This is a genomic window from Methanomassiliicoccales archaeon LGM-RCC1, from assembly GCA_030168575.1.
GTDB lineage: Archaea > Thermoplasmatota > Thermoplasmata > Methanomassiliicoccales > Methanomethylophilaceae > Methanoprimaticola.
On record CP115555.1, the window covers coordinates 242,418 to 264,348 of the forward strand.

Below are 21,931 nucleotides of genomic sequence, written 5' to 3' on the forward strand. Positions count from 1 at the left end.
ATCCGGGCAGATTGTGTTTTCATCTGATGCAGAGCTGTCTCCAGACATCCTCCGACTTGGACAGGATGTCATCCTTGTCCAAAGTCAGGATGTTGCCGTCCTGCATGACCATGTCTCCCTGACAGAACACGGTCTTGGTGTTGAGGCCGTTTCCGGAGTAGACTATGTTGGCGATCATGTTCTCGGGGACCAGAGGCCTCATGTTTGGTGCCTTTCCGTCGAGTATGATCAGGTCGGCGTACTTGCCGGGCTCCAGCGAACCGATCTTGTCCGCCATACCGACGGCCTTCGCACCGTTTATGGTAGCGAAATCAAGAAGCTGCTGTGCTCCGCATACAACGGGGTCCCATCTGCTGGACTTCTGAAGCAGTCCGAGGGACTTCATCTCGGCGAACATGTCGAGGGTGTTGTTTGTGGTGTTCCCGTCGGTTCCGAATGATACGTTCACTCCTGCCTCCGTGAGCTCGGGCACAGGGGCCACGCCTCCGGTAGCCAGCTTCATGTTGGATACAGGACATGATGAGATAGACATTCCTACCTTGCCCATGAGCATGACCTCTCTCTTGGTCAACCATGCAGAATGTGCAGCGACCATGTGCGGAGTCAGAGCGCCGATCTCCGACAGCCACTCGGCGGGCCTCATGCCTGTCTTCTTTTTGTGGTCAGCCACCTCCCCCCTCGTCTCCGAAAGGTGGAAGTTCAACGGAGCGTTGACCTCGTCAGCGAACTGTGCCGCGCTTACGCAGGTCTCCTCGTTGCACACATAGACTCCTTGGAGTCCTACTCCGGGAACGATCTTCCTCTCGCCCTTGAACTTGGAATAGAAGTTCTTGCAGTTCTGGACAGGATTGCCCTTCTGCGTGGTCTTATCCTCATCGAGACAGCACCAGCAAAGCACTCCCCTTATCCCGGCCTGTTGGGTTGCCTTTGCGATCACATCCTCCGAGTAGTAGAGATCCATGAAGGTCGTCGTACCGCTGCGGATCATCTCCATGCACCCGACCTTCGTACCAATGTCCAGATCGTAATCTGTACGGTCGGAATCGATCTTGAATACCTTATCGAGGAAATCGGGGAACGTGAGATCGTCCACCACGCCCTTCATCACGGACATGGCCACATGGGTGTGGGTGTTGATCATACCGGGCATGACGATATCGCCGGTGGCGTCGATCTCGCGTTCTGCGGTGCCCTTGTACTCAGGGCCGACGGACACGATCTTCTCGCCGTCTATGACCACATCCCCGCGGATGATGTCCCTGGATGCGTTCTGTGTGACAATCCAGGCGTTACGGATCGCTGTTATCATGAGCGGATAATCCCCGAGCACCCATATAACGTTGATTGATTCGTTGAGAGATTCATATTATAATCCGCAGAACCATTGAGAGGATGTTGATAGCATGGCATTCCGCATCACTTTCTTGGGAACCGGCGGTGGTAGGCACACCACCATGTATCAGGTCAGGTCCACCGGCGGAATGCTCATCGAGCATGATGGGAAGATGCTCAACGTCGACCCTGGACCGGGTGCGCTGGTCCAGATGCAGAGGATCCACTATGACGTCTGCAACACATCGTCGATGATCATCTCCCACTGCCACCCCGATCACTATTCGGATGCCGAATGCGTGGCCGAGGGGATGTCTCACGGCGGATGGAAGAAGAGGGGGCACATCTACGGGTCGCCCACTGTGATAGAGGGCGAAGCTGGGCTGGGGCCTTGCGTGTCGCCCTACCACCTGAGGATCGTGGAAGGTTACAAGGTGTTCAGGCCCGGCGATGTCCTGGATGTCGACGGAATGCGTGTGGACATTAAGAAGGCGGTCCACAGCGACCCCACCAACGTGGGATTCGTCTTCCACACCGATCACGGTGACGTGTCATACGTCAGCGATACGGAGTTCTCGGTGGAGATCGCTCAGCAGTACATCGGGACCAGGGTGCTCATCCTCCCGGTGACGACGCCCATGGGTAACCGCATAAAATGGCATCTCTGCACCGACGATGCGATCAAGTTCATAGAAATCGTGAAACCGGAGCTTGCAATATTCATCCACCTTGGAGTGGTCATCATCAGGAGAGGTCCGGAGAACGAAGCGAAGATGACAGAAGACGCCACAGGAATCCGTACCGTAGCGGCCCGTGACCTGATGATACTGGATGTCGGTGAGGAACTGAACCTATCGGATGCAGAGACCTTCGATGATCACTGGATTCCGTCCAGCTCGGTCTGATCCTCAGACACGGGGTAGTATCCTGCCATTCCCCAATACATGGTCTCCTTTCCGATGCTTTCCGCAGAACCTTTCAGAAGGTAACCTACCGGCGCCTGCCCCTTCGTGGTATCCACACCATAGTACAGTATCTCAGTATCCTGGCCGGTTATATCGTATCCTGAGGACTTCGTGAATACCCTGTATGTGTTCAGGAAGTCCTTGTAGTCCTCCAGATTGCGTTCCTCAAATGAATCCAAGGCAACACTGGCGGCAACGTGACCAGGGACACCAACCATGGCGGTACGGAACCCTGCGGCCTTGAATAACGCACAACCAACGGCAGCGGAATCGTCGCAATCGCCTATGCCGAAGAACAACGTCTCCAGGGAATTGGCCCAGTACTCTTCGCAACCCCAGACCTCGTAATCGGTAGAAGTCTTCGGCACCGAATTCCCGAATATATCCCTGTCGTAGACTGGATTTCCCATATCGTCCACCCAGGTGTAGGTCCTGTGGGGGTACTTGATCCCGAGCTGTGCGAAGGATATGAGGAAATCGGCGTACGACTGCCTGTCTTCGAGCGATCCTCCTATCTCCAAGTACCTGGACTCCAACTGTGATACGATGGAGCGCACGGTTTCATTCACGTAGACTTCCCTCGGAAGGTCGACGAACTTGAACCTGGTGTTATCGTTCCATTCCCTGTTCTCAATCATTATGTTCGCCAGTTCAGAGATGTCTATCTCGTAGCTTACTGAGACGTCGTAGACCTCTTTGGCCAGATGGTATTTCCAGGACATCTCTTTGGTGATCTTTCCGTCGATGATCAGATCGAACGTGTCCTCTCCGACAGTGACCTTGTAGAATCCGGGATCGAAAGTCAATGACTTCCCCCCATACTCATCCTTATCCTTGATCTTGTCGATATGCTCCTTCAGCTGATCCACGACTGTCCAGACGACAGATTCCTCCGACATGAGGGTGGATGTGGTCTTATCGAATGTTATTCCCTCGGGATACGGCGATATTTCCGGATCAGGGTCGTCCGGAACGACAGGGGCCTCATGCGGCAGTGTGACGATGATGGCCACGACAACCACTGCAATGGCTACGCCTATAGCAGATAAGATGGCCTTGTCCCTGCCGTTCATGGCTGCAAAACAGCCCCCCAGATAATAAATCTGGCGATGGTTTATTTAACGTAGTTTGCCGATATAGGGCACATGGCAGAAGGTAAAACTCGTCCATTATTGATCACCATCCTTGGTATCCTTGGATTGATCGGTGCAGTCATTTTGATCGTAGGCAGTATCATAGGAGGAGCTGCGCTTGCTGAGTACATCGCATCTATGATTCCTGGATCTGAATTTATCGCCGGATACATCTCCGCGGTTGGCATTGTAACTGCAATAATCGCACTCGTGATCGCTATCGGATACCTCAAGGGTTGGAAACCCATTTGGTACATAGCAGTCATCCTTTACATCCTCTCCGCGATTATGGGAATCCTCTCATTCCCCTATGGAATCGTCGGAACCATTATCGACATCCTCCTGATTTGGTACTTCTTCAGACCTGGTGTCAAAGAGTGGTTCGGTATCTGAGGCTGCAAAACCAATACCGCCCAAATGGGCGGAAACCCCTTCCTTTCTTTTATCGCCGCATATTCGTATCGGATCTCGCCCGATCCGAGAACTGGAGAAGATTCTGATGAATTCGGAAAGCACATCATCGCTCTCCGGTACAGCCGCACGGAACCTGTCCCTGTCAAGCACCTCTATGTAATACGGCCTGAGATCCGACATTGCGCATACTCTGTTCCTATCGCCATGACGGACGGCCAGCAACCAACGGAATCCATCGGTCGCTATCCCTCTGGGCGCATCATCGGCATTCATGGCGCAGAGAACCCGAGACGATGCCGAGGACAGCACGGAATTCATCGATACCGTTGCCAGAGACACTCCGGGCACTCTGCCTTCGAACACATCGCCCGAATACAGTGACGAATACCCCAGACAGACCATCACAGGATTCACCAATACCCTCTGCGTCAGCCTTAGGGGGTCCTCCTTGGTAACCACGTCCTTGTAGGACGGCACCTTGTTGCCAGAGACCACTCTGCCGGAGTCGTACCTCCCGAAACTCGAATCCAATTCGCACAGGGCATCCGATATCAGTGCCCTGATCGCATCTTCGCAGACCACGGTGCTGATGAAGAGTAAGGATATAAGAGCCTCACAGGGAGGTCACCGAACAGCTTTGCACAAGAACGCAAGCCAGTATCTGAAAAGCAAGACCGAAAGTGGAAAAGTAAGGGGTTTGGGGAAAGGGTTTAGTGATCGTGTACTCACATGTTCATTGCGTTCTTCACATCGTTGTCGATAAGCAGTGCAAACATGCATCCGTAGAGGACGAGGTTGCAGATACCGATTATGGCAGGAATGATGAGAATCAGTCCTACTACGATGGTGAGGATTGCCAAGAGAATCTCGACGATGAAGATCAACAGGAGGAAGATCCATATGACCTTGTCCCCTCCGGTCTTCTTTCCATCGTTGATCTTACTGGCGCAGAAGATGACGATAAGACCGAGAACGATCGTGATGATTGCTGTGTACATCTCGGTCCCGAGGTCCATACCCTCGACAACTTTTGCGATGCATTCGAATACCGCTGTGATGATCATCACAATTCCGACAATCCTAACGAACTGTGCGAGAATCTCGACTTTATCAGAGATGACTCCTGTCCTGACCTTGTTACCGTATCCGAACATGATGACACCGGCGATTATGGCTCCGATGCCTGAAATGACGACGGGTACAAGGGCGATTTCTGCATCCATAGCAGCGAGGATTATTGAAATCAATGCTCCAAGAATCTGCAGGATAGCTACGATCACGTACGCCGTTCCGGCGTGTTTAGGTTCGCTAAAGAATCCCATGGACATGAATTCGTTTTGAGGATATATACAGGTTACGCTGTTTTGTCAGTAAAATTGTACATTTGGACGAATGTGCCAACGTCGGAAACATAAGTTTGTTAGGAGCTCTGGTACAATCAGCTTAACACCTATTGAATATTGCTTCATACGGCACAGAAATAACAGCATCGCCTCACGCGCACACATGCGAACCCTTTATTAATGGGGATGGATACCGTTGGCCTATCATCCCAACTAAGAAGGCACCCTATGGAAGAAACGACCCTCATAGCAATCATGGCAACCCTCGTCATACTGGCAGCGTTCCTGTCGATCGTGATGAACAAGATCAAGTTCCCGCCCCTTCTGGGGTTCATAACCGCGGGTATCCTGATTGCCAACTACATACACGTGGCTGAGGAAGCCGACCTGGTGGTCGAGATCTTCTCCGATATCGGATTGATCATGCTGATGTTCTCCATAGGGATGGAGATCGACATACGCAAACTGAAGGAACAGGGTAAATTCGCAGTCATCGTCGCCGCCGTCCAGCTTCCGCTGATGGTCATAGGCGGGGTGCTGGCGGGTTTCCTTCTCGGATTCAATACGCTCCAGTGCATATGCCTGGGCTGCATAATATCCGGTTCAAGTACGGCCGTCGTGATGGCCGTCCTTCAGTCACAGGGGCAGCTGGACAAGGAGCATATCGAGCTGCTGGTTCTGGTCACCATAATGGAGGACATCGGACAGGTCATAATGCTCTCGATGCTCACCCCCATGCTGACGGGAGGCTCCATGGGCACAGAAGACCTGGCGATACTCATCGCAGAGATCGCCATATTCATGGTTGCCTGCTTCACGCTCGGACTCTACATCGTCCCCCGCATCATAGATTGGTTCTACATGAGGTCCAACGACGAGCTGATCTCGCTGCTTTGCATAGGTGCGTTGTTCGTCCTGTCCTACGCCGCGACCAAGATGGGGCTGTCCGTCGCAATCGGAGCATTCCTGATGGGTGTAATAGTGGGAACTTCTCGTCCGAAACATGCGGTGGAGCACTTCGTGGACCCGATAAAGAGCCTGTTCATGGCCATGTTCTTCATATCTGTGGGAATGGAGGTCACCCTGGGCAGTCTGGCCGAGAATCTGGCCCTCATCTTCATCATATACGCGGTATTCGCGATATGCAAGACCGCGACCGTGTACTTGGGATACTGGGTGGGCAACGGTGATCAACGCACCGGATTCGTGTCGGCTATCGGCCTGTGCGCCATGGGAGAATTCGCCTTCATCATCGCCAAGCAGGCTTTGGACAACGGCGTGGTGGATCAGGGATTCTACTCGTCCGTCATCGGAGCGGCGCTTATCTCCATGATCTTCCTGCCCATATTGACCAGATACTCGGGCAAAGGCTATGATGCACTGTACAAGGCATGCCCCAACGGAGTAAAGAGGGGCTTCGCCAGACTGACCTCTGTCAGGGACAGATTCTATGATGACCTCAACACGCTGTCACAGAACATGAGGCAGGCATTCACATCAGGTCTGGGGTCGGTCTACTTCAACTTGTTCCTGATAATCGTCGTCGAGGTCCTGTTCTACTTCGGATATGGGCCGGGATGCGGATGGCTCCAGGAGAGCTTCGGAATAGACAAGACGCTTGCGATGTATGTGCTCCTGTTCATCAACATCCTGATATTGCTCAGACCCTGCATGAGGCAGGTCTCGAACATACGTGTGCTGCTCTATCTCCTCTCCATGGGTAAGCTGAAAAACAACAGGGACATACCTGAGGACAGGGCGAAATTCTACGAGACCATGAACCCGCTCCTGATAGCAGGAGTGGTCGACATATTGATCGTGGCATTGGTCCCCAATCCGCTGGATACCGGCTACCAGATATTCGTCAGCGCATGCATCGTCCTTGCAGTAGCAATCTACCAGGTCTACAGGTTCAAGGTCGGTAAGAGGAGCAAATCACTTGAAAAGGTCTTAAGCAAACTAGGGGCTGAGAGCGAGTCCCATTCGGAGGAATGAAAAATGGATAAGTTGAAAGTCGGAATACTAGGTGCCACCGGTATGGTGGGGCAGAGATTCGTGTCCCTGCTGGCAGACCACCCCTGGTACGAGATCACCGTGCTCGCCGCCAGCGAGCGTTCTGCGGGCAAGACATACATGGATGCCCTCGGAGGACGCTGGAGCATCGAGACACCGGTCCCCGAGAAGATCGGGAAGATGATGGTACAGAACGTGGCCGACATAGACGATATCTGCAGCAAGGTGGACTTCGTGTTCAGCGCCCTCAGCATGTCGAAGGAGGAGATCAGGAAGATCGAGGACGACTACGCCAAGAAGGAGATCCCGGTCGTATCCAACAACAGCGCTCACCGCTGGACCCCCGACGTACCCATGATCCTCCCCGAGATCAACCCGCACCACATGGCGGTCATCGAGGCACAGAAGAAGCGCCTCGGCACTAAACGCGGATTCATAGCCGTCAAGCCCAACTGCTCGATCCAGAGCTACACTCCGGTTCTTGAGGCATGGAAGGAGTTCGAGCCCTACGAGGTCATCGTGACCACCTACCAGGCCATCTCAGGAGCGGGAAAGAACTTCGACACCTGGCCCGAGATGGTGGGCAACGTCATACCCTACATCTCCGGCGAGGAGGACAAGAGCGAGAAGGAGCCCCTCCGTATCTGGGGAAAGGTCGAGAACGGTGAGATCGTCCCTGCGACCAGCCCCCTGATCACCAGCCAATGCATCCGCGTCCCCGTCCTGTACGGACACACCGCGGCCGTGTTCGTCAAACTTAGGAAACCGGCAACCAAGGAGCAGCTCATCCAGAAGATGGAGGAGTTCAAGGGAGAGCCTCAGGACCTCGATCTTCCCAGTGCACCGAAGCAGTTCATCAAGTACTTCCAGGAGGATGACCGTCCCCAGGTCATCAAGGACGTGAACTACGAGAACGGCATGGGTGTCACGGTCGGAAGGCTCAGACCCGACAGCGTCTACGACTGGAAGTTCGTAGGGCTGTCTCACAACACCCTCCGCGGTGCGGCCGGAGGCGCAGTTCTATGCGCCGAACTGCTGACCGCAAAGGGCCTTATCGCCAAAAAAGAATGAAAACGACGGGGGATATCCCCCGTCTGAGTTTTTTCTCAGGACAGGCTGCTGAACAGCCTTGAGACGGCTACTCTGGCCTGCTGATATCCGTTGAGGTTCTCGTAATCCTCGCGGGTGTATTCCGTGCAGTACTCCAGATCCTCCATGAATGCCTCGTCCATCTGACGGCCTATCTCCTTGGACAGGATCATCGCGTTGGTCTCGAAGTTGAGCACGAGCGAACGGTCGTCGAAGTTGGCCGAACCGACGGAGCAGTACTCCCCGTCGACCACCATTGTCTTGGAATGCACGAATCCGCGGTTGTACATGTACACCTTCACTCCGTTGCCCATGACGGCGTATGCACAGCGGATGTTATTCCAGAAGACGAACATGTGGTCCGGCTTGTCCGGGATTATGACCCTGACATCCACTCCCCTGGCCGCTGCCATGGTGAGTGCGTCCTGAAGAGAATCGTCCGGTATGAAGTAGGGCGAGTGGAGATACACGGACTTCTTTGCCTTGTTGATCAGCGCAAGGTACTCCAGCCTGACCGGGTTGAAATCAGAGACATCCGGACCTCCGGACACGGTGATGATCCTGGTCTCGCCGCTGGTGCTCTGATCCGCATCGGGATAGAAGCGCTTGACTCCCTCCCTGTCGGAGCTCAGAGGCTCCTTCGTTGCGTACTCCCAGTCCATCTGGAATCTAAGCATCAGAGGCTTGACGGCGGAACCGGTTATGCGGACTGCGGTGTCCCTCCAGAATCCCAACGGTCCCTTTCCCAGGTACTCGTCGCCGACATTGAATCCCCCGCAGTAAGCGATCTTTCCGTCGATGACGGCGATCTTCCTGTGGTTACGGTTGTTCTTCTTGGGGCTGAACATCAGCCAAATGACGTTGTGGAATGCCCCGAACTTGCCCCCGGCCTGCCTGAACTTCTTGATGGCGGCCTTGGGCCCTTTCCCGACACCGAAATAATCGGTGAGGAACCTGACCTCCACACCCTCCTTGACCTTCTGCGTCAGGATCTCCAGAAGCTCGTTTCCGAGCTCGTCGTTCCTCACTATGTAGTACTCGATGTTGATGAAATCCTTCGCGGCCCTGAGGTCCTCGTACATGTCCTTGAACTTGTCCTCCCCCAAGGTGTAGAGGCGGACGTTGTTATCCCTCGAATAGCCCAGACCGCCCATGTTGTGAACGGCCGTCATCAGCTCGCGGTAGTCCGGATCCGATTCCGTATCTATGTCGTCCTTGGCGATCTTGAATTCGTCCTCTATCTTATCGTCCTTCACGCCTTTGAGACTGAAGACATGCTTCGAATAGAACGACTGTCCGATGAACAGATAGATCACGAAACCTACCACCGGGAGGAATATGAAGGCCAGCGCCCACATGATCAGCTTAGCAGGATGGCCTCTCTCCGAGAAGAACAGGAAGAGCAGGAATATCACATCCATCTCGATGGCAAACTGAGTCAACCAGTCTATCATGCTATCACACCCTCCTCGGTTTGAATCCCATCTCCTCTCTGACCCCGGTATCCAGAAGGAAGAGGAGCATGAAGATGGCGATGATCAGATGGCTGGTGCAGTAGATCAGATCCTCATACGATTCTACGGGAAGGACGTTGTATACCGCCATGATGATGAAGGCGATTACCAGTACAGCCCAAAGGAACTTCTTCAGAGGCCCTTTCTTTCCCTTGCCTATCTTGTATGAGACCAGCATCAGGACCACACAGAATACTATGCCTATCGCCATCGTTATCAGACCGTCGGCCAACGATCCGATGCATACTATCTCGCCGATGGCGTCCATAACCTCTATGATCAGTGTGGTCACACCGACGATTATGACATATTGGGAGAGTATCTGAACGCTGCCGGAGACCTTCCCTATCATGACCCTGTGAGCGTTCCAAGCGTACAGCAGGGCAGAGATGAGCCTCCCTGAACCTACTATTACACAGAACAGAACAACATCTGCGACCTCGATCGGAATTTCCATGTCAATGAATCCGAACGGGATCAGCATCACGAGGACAGAGTCGAAGATAAAGAAGGCGGCTACGGCCCAGAATACTAGCCCAAGAACCTTCTCATTTTCGAAGAACAACATTCTATTACCAGGTGCTGGAAGCGGTTTAACGGTATAAATTTAGTATGTATTGCCGGCTCTTAACAGGTCTATTTCGTACTGACCTATGCCGTCATCCCCAACATCTGATGCATATCAACAGACCAGATTCCCGAAAGACCTGTGACGGATGCAGTATAATTCCTAAGGCTTTACTGGATGCTATAGCCAACCGACTCGTCTGATGTTAAAATTCCGACTGTCCTGTAATTACCTTTTTTTATTACCTAATGTGCTAGACAATTATGAAATCATCTTACATAGCGGTTATTTTAGTTGCGATCATCGCTGTGGCTGGAGTAGGAGCCTATTTCCTGCTGAACAACAGCGGCGATGACAACATCAGAACAGATTTGAAAGTGGGCGATTACATCGAAGTCGAGATATCATCACACGGTAAAAACACCGAAGTTCATGATGACTACGAGGTCGCTTCTTTCCTGGCTAACTTCCTTTACGTCACCACAGAAGGATTTGAAAAGACCGGCACAGAGACAATAGAGTACAAAGGACAGAATGTCGTTTGTGACGTTTACAAACAGACTAGTGCAGAATTCGGCGAATTCGCAATGTATATCGAACCGAAATCTGGCGTTAAATACAAAGAGACCTTCGATAAAACAATTATGGGAACCGGTAGCGTAGAATTGCTGGACACGAACCTGGATCTCACAAAGACACTCGATGAACAAGTGGTCACCAACGGTTCTTTCACAAAGACGAAGAGCACCTTAGGTTCGAATTTAGAAACCACAATCACCGTATCGAATCTGGATGGCGATCTGTGTACCATAACTGTTGTCCAAGACGAGAACACGGATATGACCGAAAAAATCGTCATCAAATCCATCGATGGAGAGAAAATAAAGACCGAATCAGGCATAGAGTTTACCAAAACTCAATTCCTCGCCCTTGTGTCATATGAATATGAGCAGAAGAACCTCGAAGAGATGTATAAAGTGGCATACGGTCAGAAATACTCCGAGACCATTGACACCGCTTTCGGAAAGAAGAAGGTGACCGTCCAGGAGGGAACATACCAGGATCACGGATTTGACAAAGTTACCATGACATTCTACTTCGATTCGAATAACGTCCTCTACAAGACCACACAGGGCGATACTCAGGAAATGACCCTGAAAGGCACCAGCCTCATAAAGCTCTGAAACCCAACCAGAGGTGGCCGACGGCCGCCTCTACATTTTGTATTCCCAACGCACCTGACAGGGAATCTCAACAGAGCTATGAAGCATAACATAGCCCGTTTTCAGACCGATTTCTACTTCCAGCTCGCGAAGATGAATTCCAAATTGGCATCTTGAACGAAAGCCGCGGATCCAATCTGAAATATCTGCCCCATGCTTATACTGAACAAGGAGTGGATCGAGTTTTAACAGTGCTCCGATTCACACTCTCACAACATCGTCTTCCTAAGGGATTTGAGAGCATTTGTATCTACCCAGACTAGGTTTGAGTGGGTGCGATTTTTATGTCAATTGACATAAATCGAAGTGGGCCCGCCCAGATTTGAACTGGAGTTACGTGCACCCCAAGCACGAAGGATACCAAGCTACCCCACGGGCCCGACAGAATCGGGGTAATCTGTTTCTGTTTAAATCGTTTGTGCATTAAAGTGCCCGCCTGGGCGGATGCCCAGACGGGTTTTTTCACTGTTTTATCCTAGAGGCGCGATCTCGCCGATCAGATCAGCATGGGAGACGATCATCCTGCGACAGCAGTATCTCTCGAATCCGAGGTCGTCCAGGACGTCCTTGGGGTTCTCGCCTGCCTTCACGCGCTTATCGTACTCGGGGTAGGCTGAGCCCACGACCTTTCCGCATGTGAAACATCTCACGGGTATTATCATGCTATCACTTCAACGGTAGGACTTCTGCTTCTTTGCACGTGCTCCGGGTCCCTGCGGGTTCTTCGGCAGTTTCCTTCTGTCATCGTTGATGATAAGGGTCCTGTCGTACTCCCTGAAGACGGACTCGAGCTCGTCGTCCTTGTAGAACTGGACGAGTCCCCTGGCGATGGCGGTCCTTGCTGCGGCCGCCTGGCCCATGACTCCTCCACCGTTCACGGTGACGGCGATGTCGACCTTCTCTGCCTTCTCAGGAACGAGACCGAGGGGCTCCTCGATCTTCAGCCTTGCGAGCTCGGGGGTGAAGACGTCGATAGGGACCTTGTTGATGGTGACCTTTCCGGTACCAGCCTTAACAACTGCCCTTGCGATAGCGGTCTTCCTCTTTCCACTTGTGTTTACGCACTCAACCATGGAATCACCTCACTTTTGAACCCAGGTATTTGGATACGGCTCCCAGGGTCGTGTAGTAACCGCCGATCTTCTTCACTGCTCCCTCAGGCTTCTCCATCTCCGACTCCTGGAACTGCTTAGGGGTTCCGACGAAGACGTGGAGTCTCCTGTAGGCTTCTCTTCCGCTGGTGCTGGTCCAGGGGATCATTCCTCTGACACACCTCTTGAACAGGAGATCCGCCCTGCGGGGGTAGAATGGTCCTTTCCTCTTGGTTGTGTCTCCGCGGTCGACCTTTGCCTTGAAGTCGGCGAAGGTGTTCTCCTTCTTACCGGTGATGACAATGGCCTCTGCGTTGACGACGACGATCTCCTCGCCGTTCATGATCCTCTTCGCGACAATGGCTGCGAGCCTTCCGTGAATGAGGTTCCTTCCGTCGATAACTGTAACCATCCAAATCACCTCATGATCCTGACACCGGTTCCCTTGGGGTTCTCCTTTGCGAGCTCCTCGAGGGACAGCGTCTTTCCGCCTGCGGCTACGATTGCTTTCGCGGCAGCATCGGAGAAGCTGTATGCGGCTACTGTTACCTTCTTGCTGATGCTACCTGCTGCGAGAACTTTACCGGGGACGAGGATTGTCTCTCCGTCTGCGGCATACCTCTCGATTTTGCTGAGATTCGCTTCGGCCCAGTTCCTCTTGGGTTTCTCGAGCCTAAGCGCGATGTCTCGCCAGATAGCAGCGTTGTTGTCCCTGGTGATTGCCTTCAGATTATCGATCGTGGCAACCAACTGGGGGTTTGTCTTTGCTGTTGTCATATTTCTGACTCTCCCGACATTTGGGTAGACCCTCGTATTCACGTCCCTAATATAAAGGTATCTACGCGTGTATTATAGGGACAGGGTCAGCGGGAGCTCTTGTAGGCAAGGACCTTCTGCAGGAAGTTGTAGGGTACATCGGGGTTCGAATAGAAGTACAGATGGGGATAACCGGCGACGAGATTGCCTTCCTCGTGCATGCATGTGTACTCGGTGCCGTTGGTCTTGACGGCCTTCCAGAATCCTCCGCAGTTGTCGCTGTCCCAGTAATGGAACTCGTGACCCTTCACGGGACCGTCCTTCAGTATGGAATCCGATGCCTCGGAAGACACCGTGATGTATCCGAATCTGGAGAGTTTCTTGGTGTTCCTCACCTCACCCTTGATGACACCGCAGGAGTCGTGCATGACCCCTTCGCTGTCCTCGATCCTGTCATGGAGATACATGAAGCCTCCGCATTCGGCCAGGCAGGGCATGCCCTCTGCGACCTTATCGCGGATCTCCTTCATCATGGACTTGTTTGAGCAGAGCTTCGTTGCGTGGAGCTCGGGATACCCTCCGGAGAGGACGATTGCGTCCACATCGGGAAGGTGCTCATCGTTCAGCGGGGAGAACTCCACGATCTCGGCACCCATCCTCCTCATGATCTCGATGTTGTCCTCGTAGGTGAAGCAGAAGACATCGTCCTGAGCGAGTCCGATCCTTACGGGTGAAGGCAAAGATTTGACCTCAGGGATCTTGTATTCCAAGTCAGGAGCTGAGGATGCAAGTTCGATCAGGAGGTCGATATCCAAAGATCCTTCCAGGACCTCTGCCAGCTGGTTGAGCTTCTCCTTCAGCTCGTCTATCTCGTTCGGTAGGACCAGACCTAGATGCCTGCTCTCCAGCACGAGATGGCTGACCTTGGGTACATACCCGATGGCCTTCAGGCCCAGCTTCTCTACCTCGGGCTTGATCATGTTGAAGATCTTCTCGGACATCTGGTTGAAGATGACTCCCTTGATGTTGTTGTCGGTGAACTCCAGGAATCCTCTCAGAGTTGCTAGATTTGATATGCTGGCGCCCTTGCTGTTCAGCAAAAGGATGACGGGAGTGTCCAGCTTCCTCGAAACGTCGTGAGAGCTGGCGTCCATGCTCAGCGCGCTAATCCCATCGTAGAATCCCATGACTCCCTCGATGACCGATATGTCGTTCTCCGATGCGGTCCTGGAGAAGAGGTATCTGAGCGTGTCCGTGCCTACGAAGTATGCGTCCAGGTTCTTGGATCTGGTCCCTATGACCCTGCTGTGGAACATCGGGTCGATGTAGTCGGGTCCGCACTTGAACGATGCGACCTTCAGGCCCCTGTTGACCAGGGCCTGCAGTATCCCGCATGTGATCAGTGTTTTCCCGCTGCCGCTTGCAGGGGCCGCGATCAGGAACCTGGGGAGGGTCATCTGCCCCCCACCACCGCTATGTAGACGGGGTTCTGGGCCGTCATCAGATGATACTTGCCGAGCTTCCTGGCCTTGGAGACGTTGATGCATGTGATCTCCTCCTCGACCAGACCGAACTCCCTGATGACCTGCGTGGTCTCCTCCAGTGTCTCGATGGTGACCGAGTTGATCACGATCCTGATGTCGGGATTCTTGTCCAGGAGGCACTTGATGATATCCTTCAGATTGCCTGAAGATCCTCCGATGAAAGCGTGTGTCGGTGCAGGCAGATCGGCCATAGCCTCGGGGGCCAGTCCCCTGATGACCTGAACATTCGGCGCCTTGAACTTGATCTTGTTCTCCTCGATGAGGTCTGCCGCGGGATCCTCCTTCTCCACCGCGTACACCATACCGTTGACGGCCACCAGGGCCATCTCGATGGACACGGAACCGGTACCCGCTCCGACGTCGTAGATGATGGAATCGTCTGACAGTTTGAGCTTCGCCACGGACAGCGCCCTGACCTCGCTCTTCGTCATCGGAGCGTCCCCTCTGATGAACTCCTCGTCGGGGATGCTTATCGGGTTCGAGGTGACAGGCGAGGGGTTGCAGATCAATGCGACGCAGAGCTTCCCGAAGCTCTCCTTCAGGACATCCTCCGGCTTTCCGGAGAAGACCTTCTCGGTGTCGTATCCGAAGTCCTGGCCGACGGTGATGGTAACATCCATCCCGTAGTCGATGAACTCCTTTGCCATGGCGTGAACAGTATCCTCTTCGGACAGCAAAGTGAATACCTTGGCGTGCGTCCTGCTGAGCCCTATGAGGTTGGCGGGTCTGCCGTGAGCGCTGGTCATGTACACGTCCTGCCAGGATGTGCCGATCTTGGAGCAGAGATAGACGACGGAGGATATTCCCGGTTCGGTACGGACCTCGAACTCATCGCGGTCCAGCTTCTCCAGGAGCTTCTTCGCTCCGCTGTAGAATCCTATGTCCCCGGACATGAGGACGGACACGTTGGTGTATCTTGGATTCTCTCTTAGGTACTTTATGATCTCGTCGGACCTGTATTCCTCGAGTATCTCCTTGCCCATGGCTACGGTCTCCACCATCCTCTTGGCGCCAATCACGAAATCGGATTCGTCGATTCTCTGCTTGGCGGTCATGGTGAGTCCGTACTCGCCCATTCCGATGCCTATGACGTTGACAATCCTCTTGGTAGAGGGAATTTCCTTATCCATCTTCAATCCCAACCTCTTTCCGAGGATGTCCAGGACCTCCTCGTATGTTGAACCTTCTTCCTTCGGCCTCTCGATGAGCACGACCGTCGCCCCTGCCCTCATGGCGGCACGGACCTTATCCTCGTATCCTCCCGCAGTGCCGGAATCCTTGGTGACCAGGTACTTGGCGTCGATCTGCTTCAGCGTGGCGTAGTTTGTTTCTTCCGAGAACGGGCCCTGCGCACAGATGAGGTTCTTGCCGGAGAAGCCGTACTCGGCGCATTTCTGGACCGATTCCATTGTGGATAGCACCCTCGCGGTGACCCTCTCCTTGTAGTCGGGGATCTGCGTGTAGAGGGCTATGTCCTTCGATCCTGTAGAGGCCAGTATGTTGCCCTCCTTGTCCTTCAGGTAGTCGATGGCCTCCTGGACCGTCGATACCTTCACAATCCTGTCGGAATCGGTGTCCGAATCCGACCTCTTGAGCCTGATGTAGTAAGCACCGGTTGCATCGCAGGCCTGCTTGATGTGCTCGGTGATGTTGAGGGCGTAGGGATGGGTGGCGTCGATGACGGTGTCATAGCCGTTCTCGCGGATGACGTTGGCGATGCCTTCCGCTCCTCCGCAGCTGCCTACCTTCACGTCTATCCTCTCGTCATAGCCCATGACCTCTGCGCCGTACTCGGTGGCGACCCTGACATGCACATCGGCACCGGCATCCGCCAGGCGCTTGGACAGGGTCCTGCCCTCTGATGTGCCCGAGAAGATGAATATTCCGCTCATAGGAACCTCAGCTCCATGGGCCTGCGGCATATGGCCAGCGTCATGCCGTCCTTGGCTGTCTTGCGTCTGATGATCTCCCCTCCGAACGGCCTGATTGATGACCTCTCGCACACGCAGTCGACTGCGGTGACGGATTTCACGAAATCCGATTTGGAGAATTCTCCCTCGAGCTCCAGCAGTTCCTCTGACGTGAAGAACTTGGCAGGCACGCGGTAATTCTTTGCCAATTCCAGGATCGCGGCCTCGTCCTTCTTAAGATCTATGCTGCATACAGCACCGATCCTCTGATCTGGAATCCTGTCCTCTTTCAGGACGGAGGAAATGAACTCTCTCAGCTTTGCAGGGTCCGTGTCGCGTTTGCAGCCGACCCCCAGAATGATGTCCATGGGAACGAGCCTCATGGTCGTCCCGAAAGGTTTCTTCTCGATATCCGTGGAGATGCTCACACCGAATTCTCCCGAATCTGCTAATGTAAGGCCTGCTGGCAGATCTCCCTGCACGGGGATCTCTGTAGTGAAGCCCACGAAGCCTCCGTCCAGTACCCTGACGGAGACGTCCTGGGCGGTCTTCAGCCCCATTATCCTGAGGTTGTTGACGGTTGCGAAGGTGTCCACGGAGAACTTGCCGTTGAGGTCGGTGGCTGTAGTGATTATCGGTTCCGATCCCAGACGCTCGGCGATCCTTGCTGTCAGTGCGTTAGCACCGCCGATGTGCCCTGCCAGAAGAGCTACGGTCCAATGGGCGTGCTCATCCATGCCGATGACGGCGGGATCGACGGCCTTGGATCTGATGTAGGGTGCGATGTACCTGACGGCGATGCCTATCGCACCGATGAAAACGATCGCATCGCACTCCTTGAACGACTCCCCGGTCCATACGCTGGTCTTCTCCTCTATGCGCTCCACACCCAGGGTGTCGCACTGCGTCTTGGCGAAGATCCTGATGTCCTCCTCTGGGAAGGCCTCCTTGAGTCTGATGGCCGTCCTGCAACCGTTCGTAGAGAAAGCTATTGCATTGATCCTCATAGGTCCTCCTCCCTTATCTCGTCAAGCATCTGGTCGGCCAGACTGGTCTTGCCCAGAAGCCCGTAGACCGAAGAGAACATCACGGCGGATGTCCTTATCGCGCCTCCGGTGCGGTGATTCATGTAGAACTCTATCTTGTCTATGAGGAGCTTCGATACCTCCGGTATGAGGTTCTCCTCGTTGATGATGTCCAGCGCATCATCTGTGGAGATGCAGTTCATTATCCTCTTGACGGCGTCCAGGCTGGCGCCTGCCACCGCTGCGTTCGCGGCCAGGATCTCCATCCTGGCATCCGCATTGCGGGAATGGGTGTTGAATATGCCTCCAGCGACCTTGACGATCTTCCCAAGATTCGAGACCAGGACGATATCGCGCTCGATCTCGCAAGCGTAATCGAGCATCTCGCCGACGAAGTTGCTGCACTTTACGGCGGATTCCGGATCGATCCCCGGAAGCCCTTGGGAGAACTCCTTTCCGTAGTTACCAGGAACGACCAGCAGGACCTTGTTGCCCTGGGAGCGCATGTTCATCTCCGTCTTGATCGTATTGACCAGAGCGGTCTCGCTCATAGGCTCGACGATACCGCTGGTGCCCAGGATTGATATCCCTCCAGTGATCCCCAGACGGGGGTTGAATGTCTTCTTGGCGATCTCCTCTCCTTCAGGAACGGAGATGACGATATCGAACCCGCCCTTGTAATCGGATGAGAACCTGACGTCCTCCACCGCCTCCTTGATCATGGAGCGGGGGACACGGTTGATCGCGGCGTTACCGACAGGCTGATCGAGTCCCTTCCTGGTGACCCTGCCTACTCCGAAGCCTCCGTCGATGTTGATACCTGATTCTGCCTTGGATACCTTGGAGTACACGAGGGTGCCGTGAGTGGCATCGATGTCGTCCCCTCCGTCCTTCCTGACGGCGCACGTGACGTATCCGTCCTCGATATGCATATCCTCCACTGGAAGGTCCAGAGTGATCCCTTTAGGTGTGTGAATCCTGACCGACTCCACCGGTTTCCCCGTGAGCAGGGCCTCCGTGGCCGCCTTCGTAGCTGCGGCTGCGCATGTGCCAGTGGTATGCCCGCGTTTGAGCTTCTTGTTGTTTACAAAAACGTAGGAGTCGTCGTTCATGGTACCCAGTGTTTGCTTCCCTTATGCATATACTACACTATTTATTTCTGTTTGGTTTATCTATCCTAGAGAAGGTACGCGCGTGACTGGAAAACTATACGGAGTCAGCGTAGGACCAGGACAGCCTGGACTGCTGACATTGAAGGCTAAGGAGATTATCGAGAAATGCGACATCGTCGCATACCCCGTCAAGACAGCTGGAGAGGGGAGCGTAGCCCTTAACATTATCAAGCCCACTGTGGACATCTCGAAGAAAGAGGTCAGGGAGTACGTGTTCTCCATGAATCCCGACTACGCTGTCCGCGAGCAGGGCTGGAAGAAGGCCTACGACGACATATGCTCCGCTCTGGAAGAGGGCAAGAGCATCGCGATGATCACCCTCGGCGACCTTAGCATTTTCAGCACGTACATGCGCATAGACAAGATGATCAAGTCCAGGGGATACTCCACGGAGCCTCGCTCGCAGGCATCCCTTTGACGATGGGCGAGGAGGCGTTGGTTGTCATACCCTTCAACCAATCCCAGTTCGAGAAGCTGGAGGTCGCTCTCGACCACTTCGAGAACATCGTGGTCATGAAGGCGTACAAGCATGTGGACCAGATCGCAGAGAGGGTCGTGGCCAAGGGACGCAACATCTCGTGTATAACAGTAATGAGCAACATCGGAATGGAGGACCAGTACATCGGCCCCGTCGTCAAGGGACGCGAGTACGGTTACTTCACAACGCTTTTAATCAAAACGGAGGAGAAAGAATGATAACATTCATCGGAGCGGGTCCCGGAGACCCTGAGTTGATTACGATCAAGGGAAAGAAGAAGATCGATGAGGCCGACGTCATCATCTACGCCGGTTCACTGGTCAACCCCGCCGTCCTCGACGGCCACAAGCCCGGTGCTAAGATCTACGACAGCGCATTCATGCACCTGGACGAGGTCATCGAGGTCATGAAGAAGGCCGAGGACGAGGGAAAGAAGTGCGTCCGCGTCCATACTGGCGACCCCGCCATCTACGGGGCCCACAGGGAGCAGATGGACAGGCTCGACGAGCTCAACATCGATTACGAGGTCATCCCCGGAGTCAGCTCGGCATTCGGAACCGCTGCCGTCCTCAAGAAGGAGTACACCCTCCCCGGAGAGAACCAGAGTCAGACCGTCATCTTCACAAGGATGGAGGGAAGGACCCCCATGCCCCCTGGAGAGAAGCTCGTGGACCTCGCAAGGCACAGGGCAACGATGGTCATCTTCCTATCCGTGGGATTCCTCGACCAGCTCTCAGCACAGTGCATCGAGGGAGGATATCCCCCTGAGACCCCTGTCGCCGTCGTTTACAAGGCGACATGGCCCGACCAGAAGATCGTCATCGGTACCCTGGCGGACATCGAGCAGAAGGTCAAGGCAGCCGGAATCACCAAGACCGCCCTCACTGTGGTCGGTAACTTCCTGGAGGGAGACTACAAGCTCTCCAAGCTCTACGACAAGCACTTCTCGACAGAGTTCCGCAAGGCGGTGGACGAATGAAGGGAAAACTCCACGTCGTTGGTTTCGGACCCGGCGGGAAGGAGCACATGACCTTCAAGGCCGCCGACGTCATCCAGAACGCTGATGTCGTCACCGGATACACCACATACGTCAACATCATCAAGCCCTACTTCCCCGACAAGACCTACAAGGCCACCGGGATGATGAAGGAGGTCGACCGCTGCAGGATGGCCATAGAAGATGCCATGGAAGGAAAGGACGTCGCCATGATCTCCTCCGGCGACTCCGGTATCTACGGAATGGCAGGGATCATCTACCAGCTGGCGGACGAGATGAAGGCCGATATCGAGATCGACACCGTGCCCGGCATCACCGCCGCATCCACCGCCGCATCGGTCCTCGGAGCACCGCTCATGCACGACCTGGCAATCATCAGCCTTTCCGATCTGATGACCCCCATCGACCTCATCATGAAGCGCGTCGACTGCGCCGGGATCGGAGACATGATCGTCTGCCTCTACAACCCCAAAAGCAAGGGCAGGACGGAATACCTCAATCAGGCTCAACAGATATTGTTGAAACACCGCTCGGCCGACACACCAGTCGGTATCGTCCGCAACGCCGGACGTGAAGACGAGCACAAGGAGATCACCACCCTCGGCGATCTCGACAAAGCGGAAGTTGACATGTTCTGCATGGTTATCATCGGTAACTCGCAGACCTACGTGTCCAACGGACGCATGATTACTCCCAGAGGATACAGAATCTGAGGTGTGAGAAAAATGGCAATAACAGTAGTGAAACCAGAGGACATAGAGAAGAGGAGCATGGAGATCATCACTTCGGAGCTGGGCGGCAGGACATGGCCGGAGCCCCAGTTCTCCATCGTGAAGAGATGCATCCATACCTCGGCAGACTTCGACTACGCGGACAACCTGAAGTTCTCCAAGGACGCCGAGATGATCGGTGTCAGGGCAATCAGGGAGGGCGCCCACATCGTCACCGACACTAAGATGGCGGCGGCGGGCATCAACAAGAACAAGCTCAAGGAGTACGGCGGAGAGGTCCACTGCTTCATCAGCGACGACGATGTCGTCAAGGAAGCTAAGGAGAGAGGCTGCACCCGTGCCACCATCTGCATGGAGAAGGGAGCGGAGATCGCCAAGGAGCATCCCGTCATATTCGCCATCGGCAATGCGCCCACCGCGTTGGTAAGGCTCGCAGAGATGATCGACGCCAAGGAGCTGGAGCCCACGCTCATCATCGGCGCTCCCGTGGGATTCGTCAACGTCGTCGAGTCCAAGGAGCTCATCCTTGAGAGGGACGTCCCCTACATCATCCCCGTGGGAAGGAAGGGCGGTTCCAACATCGCGGCCACGATCTGCAACGCCATGATGTACTACAAGGGCTGAGACCCGGTG

The 21,931-nt window shown here is 54.1% G+C and carries 24 protein-coding genes and 1 tRNA gene; 10 read left to right on the forward strand and 15 right to left on the reverse strand.

The genetic code is table 11. The features are described 5' to 3' along the window. Window positions 1-19 precede the first annotated feature (19 nt). A complete protein-coding gene (locus tag PED39_01075) occupies window positions 20-1,309 on the reverse strand; it encodes an amidohydrolase family protein (protein WII07815.1) in 1,290 nt (429 codons plus the stop codon). Between the two features lie 94 nt (window positions 1,310-1,403). Here PED39_01075 and PED39_01080 point away from each other — a divergent pair, with 94 nt between their 5' ends. Next, window positions 1,404-2,237, forward strand: a complete 834-nt coding sequence (locus tag PED39_01080) for an MBL fold metallo-hydrolase (protein ID WII07816.1) — start codon at window positions 1,404-1,406, stop codon at window positions 2,235-2,237. On the opposite strand, the gene PED39_01085 is transcribed toward PED39_01080, so the two are convergent. Further along, window positions 2,210-3,370, reverse strand: coding sequence for a hypothetical protein (locus tag PED39_01085; protein WII07817.1), 1,161 nt, complete (start codon window positions 3,368-3,370; stop codon window positions 2,210-2,212). The genes PED39_01080 and PED39_01085 overlap by 28 nt on opposite strands. A gap of 72 nt (window positions 3,371-3,442) precedes the next feature. Between PED39_01085 and PED39_01090 the strand changes: the two genes are divergently transcribed. Beyond that, window positions 3,443-3,823, forward strand: a complete 381-nt coding sequence (locus PED39_01090) for a hypothetical protein (GenBank protein ID WII07818.1) — start codon at window positions 3,443-3,445, stop codon at window positions 3,821-3,823. Here PED39_01090 and PED39_01095 read toward each other — a convergent pair. Both PED39_01095 and PED39_01100 read right to left on the reverse strand, forming a co-directional pair. Further along, window positions 3,731-4,426, reverse strand: a complete 696-nt coding sequence (locus PED39_01095; protein WII07819.1) for a hypothetical protein — start codon at window positions 4,424-4,426, stop codon at window positions 3,731-3,733. The two genes, PED39_01090 and PED39_01095, sit on opposite strands and share 93 nt — an antisense overlap. A 143-nt stretch (window positions 4,427-4,569) precedes the next feature. Then, a complete protein-coding gene (locus PED39_01100) occupies window positions 4,570-5,166 on the reverse strand; it encodes a hypothetical protein (protein WII07820.1) in 597 nt (198 codons plus the stop codon). 249 nt (window positions 5,167-5,415) lie between these two features. Here PED39_01100 and PED39_01105 point away from each other — a divergent pair, with 249 nt between their 5' ends. Continuing rightward, the gene (locus tag PED39_01105; GenBank protein ID WII07821.1) at window positions 5,416-7,182 is read left to right on the forward strand and encodes a cation:proton antiporter; all 1,767 of its coding nucleotides are present in this window, start codon (window positions 5,416-5,418) and stop codon (window positions 7,180-7,182) included. A gap of 3 nt (window positions 7,183-7,185) precedes the next feature. Next, the gene (asd, locus tag PED39_01110; GenBank protein ID WII07822.1) at window positions 7,186-8,271 is read left to right on the forward strand and encodes an aspartate-semialdehyde dehydrogenase; all 1,086 of its coding nucleotides are present in this window, start codon (window positions 7,186-7,188) and stop codon (window positions 8,269-8,271) included. Window positions 8,272-8,306: 35 nt separating this feature from the next. Here the strand turns inward: asd and cls are convergent, their stop codons facing one another. After that, entirely contained in the window at window positions 8,307-9,743 is a 1,437-nt protein-coding gene (gene cls, locus PED39_01115) for a cardiolipin synthase (protein WII07823.1), read from the reverse strand. Between the two features lie 4 nt (window positions 9,744-9,747). Further along, on the reverse strand, window positions 9,748-10,371 hold the full coding sequence (locus PED39_01120; GenBank protein WII07824.1) for a hypothetical protein: 624 nt from the start codon (window positions 10,369-10,371) through the stop codon (window positions 9,748-9,750). 263 nt (window positions 10,372-10,634) lie between these two features. Here PED39_01120 and PED39_01125 point away from each other — a divergent pair, with 263 nt between their 5' ends. Beyond that, on the forward strand, window positions 10,635-11,555 hold the full coding sequence (locus PED39_01125) for a hypothetical protein (GenBank protein WII07825.1): 921 nt from the start codon (window positions 10,635-10,637) through the stop codon (window positions 11,553-11,555). A gap of 346 nt (window positions 11,556-11,901) precedes the next feature. On the opposite strand, the gene PED39_01130 is transcribed toward PED39_01125, so the two are convergent. From PED39_01130 to cbiD, 9 genes are all read right to left on the reverse strand, one after another. Further along, window positions 11,902-11,974 (reverse strand) — tRNA-Pro (locus PED39_01130). Between the two features lie 90 nt (window positions 11,975-12,064). Continuing rightward, window positions 12,065-12,256 (reverse strand): DNA-directed RNA polymerase subunit N, encoded by a 192-nt coding sequence (locus PED39_01135; GenBank protein ID WII07826.1) that lies wholly within the window; start codon window positions 12,254-12,256, stop codon window positions 12,065-12,067. A 9-nt stretch (window positions 12,257-12,265) separates the two neighbouring features. Continuing rightward, window positions 12,266-12,667 carry a 30S ribosomal protein S9 gene (locus tag PED39_01140; GenBank protein WII07827.1) on the reverse strand — a complete coding sequence of 134 codons (402 nt, stop codon included), beginning with the start codon at window positions 12,665-12,667 and terminating at the stop codon, window positions 12,266-12,268. Between the two features lie 4 nt (window positions 12,668-12,671). Continuing rightward, window positions 12,672-13,097 (reverse strand): 50S ribosomal protein L13, encoded by a 426-nt coding sequence (rplM, locus tag PED39_01145; protein WII07828.1) that lies wholly within the window; start codon window positions 13,095-13,097, stop codon window positions 12,672-12,674. Between the two features lie 5 nt (window positions 13,098-13,102). Beyond that, window positions 13,103-13,462, reverse strand: coding sequence for a 50S ribosomal protein L18e (locus tag PED39_01150; protein WII07829.1), 360 nt, complete (start codon window positions 13,460-13,462; stop codon window positions 13,103-13,105). Window positions 13,463-13,548: 86 nt separating this feature from the next. Further along, on the reverse strand, window positions 13,549-14,898 hold the full coding sequence (locus PED39_01155) for a cobyrinate a,c-diamide synthase (protein ID WII07830.1): 1,350 nt from the start codon (window positions 14,896-14,898) through the stop codon (window positions 13,549-13,551). Continuing rightward, complete coding sequence (gene cobK / locus PED39_01160; protein WII07831.1) at window positions 14,895-16,877, reverse strand: precorrin-6A reductase; 1,983 nt, start codon at window positions 16,875-16,877, stop codon at window positions 14,895-14,897. Before cobK ends, PED39_01155 begins: the two co-directional genes overlap by 4 nt. After that, a complete protein-coding gene (locus PED39_01165; GenBank protein WII07832.1) occupies window positions 16,874-17,902 on the reverse strand; it encodes a cobalamin biosynthesis protein in 1,029 nt (342 codons plus the stop codon). Before PED39_01165 ends, cobK begins: the two co-directional genes overlap by 4 nt. After that, window positions 17,899-19,032, reverse strand: a complete 1,134-nt coding sequence (gene cbiD, locus PED39_01170; protein WII07833.1) for a cobalt-precorrin-5B (C(1))-methyltransferase CbiD — start codon at window positions 19,030-19,032, stop codon at window positions 17,899-17,901. Before cbiD ends, PED39_01165 begins: the two co-directional genes overlap by 4 nt. An 82-nt stretch (window positions 19,033-19,114) precedes the next feature. On the opposite strand from cbiD, the gene PED39_01175 reads away from it, so the two are divergent. Genes PED39_01175 through PED39_01195 form a run of 5 tightly spaced genes read left to right on the forward strand, consistent with a single transcriptional unit; the run spans window position 19,115 to window position 21,922 of the window. Then, window positions 19,115-19,510: a precorrin-2 C(20)-methyltransferase gene (locus PED39_01175; GenBank protein WII07834.1), complete on the forward strand. Its 396-nt coding sequence runs from the start codon at window positions 19,115-19,117 to the stop codon at window positions 19,508-19,510. A gap of 2 nt (window positions 19,511-19,512) precedes the next feature. Continuing rightward, entirely contained in the window at window positions 19,513-19,788 is a 276-nt protein-coding gene (locus tag PED39_01180; protein ID WII08380.1) for a hypothetical protein, read from the forward strand. Next, window positions 19,785-20,549, forward strand: coding sequence for a precorrin-4 C(11)-methyltransferase (gene cobM, locus PED39_01185; GenBank protein WII07835.1), 765 nt, complete (start codon window positions 19,785-19,787; stop codon window positions 20,547-20,549). The genes PED39_01180 and cobM overlap by 4 nt, the downstream gene beginning before the upstream one ends. Beyond that, on the forward strand, window positions 20,546-21,280 hold the full coding sequence (gene cobJ / locus PED39_01190; protein WII07836.1) for a precorrin-3B C(17)-methyltransferase: 735 nt from the start codon (window positions 20,546-20,548) through the stop codon (window positions 21,278-21,280). The genes cobM and cobJ overlap by 4 nt, the downstream gene beginning before the upstream one ends. A gap of 12 nt (window positions 21,281-21,292) precedes the next feature. Then, a complete protein-coding gene (locus PED39_01195; GenBank protein ID WII07837.1) occupies window positions 21,293-21,922 on the forward strand; it encodes a precorrin-8X methylmutase in 630 nt (209 codons plus the stop codon). Window positions 21,923-21,931 lie beyond the last annotated feature (9 nt).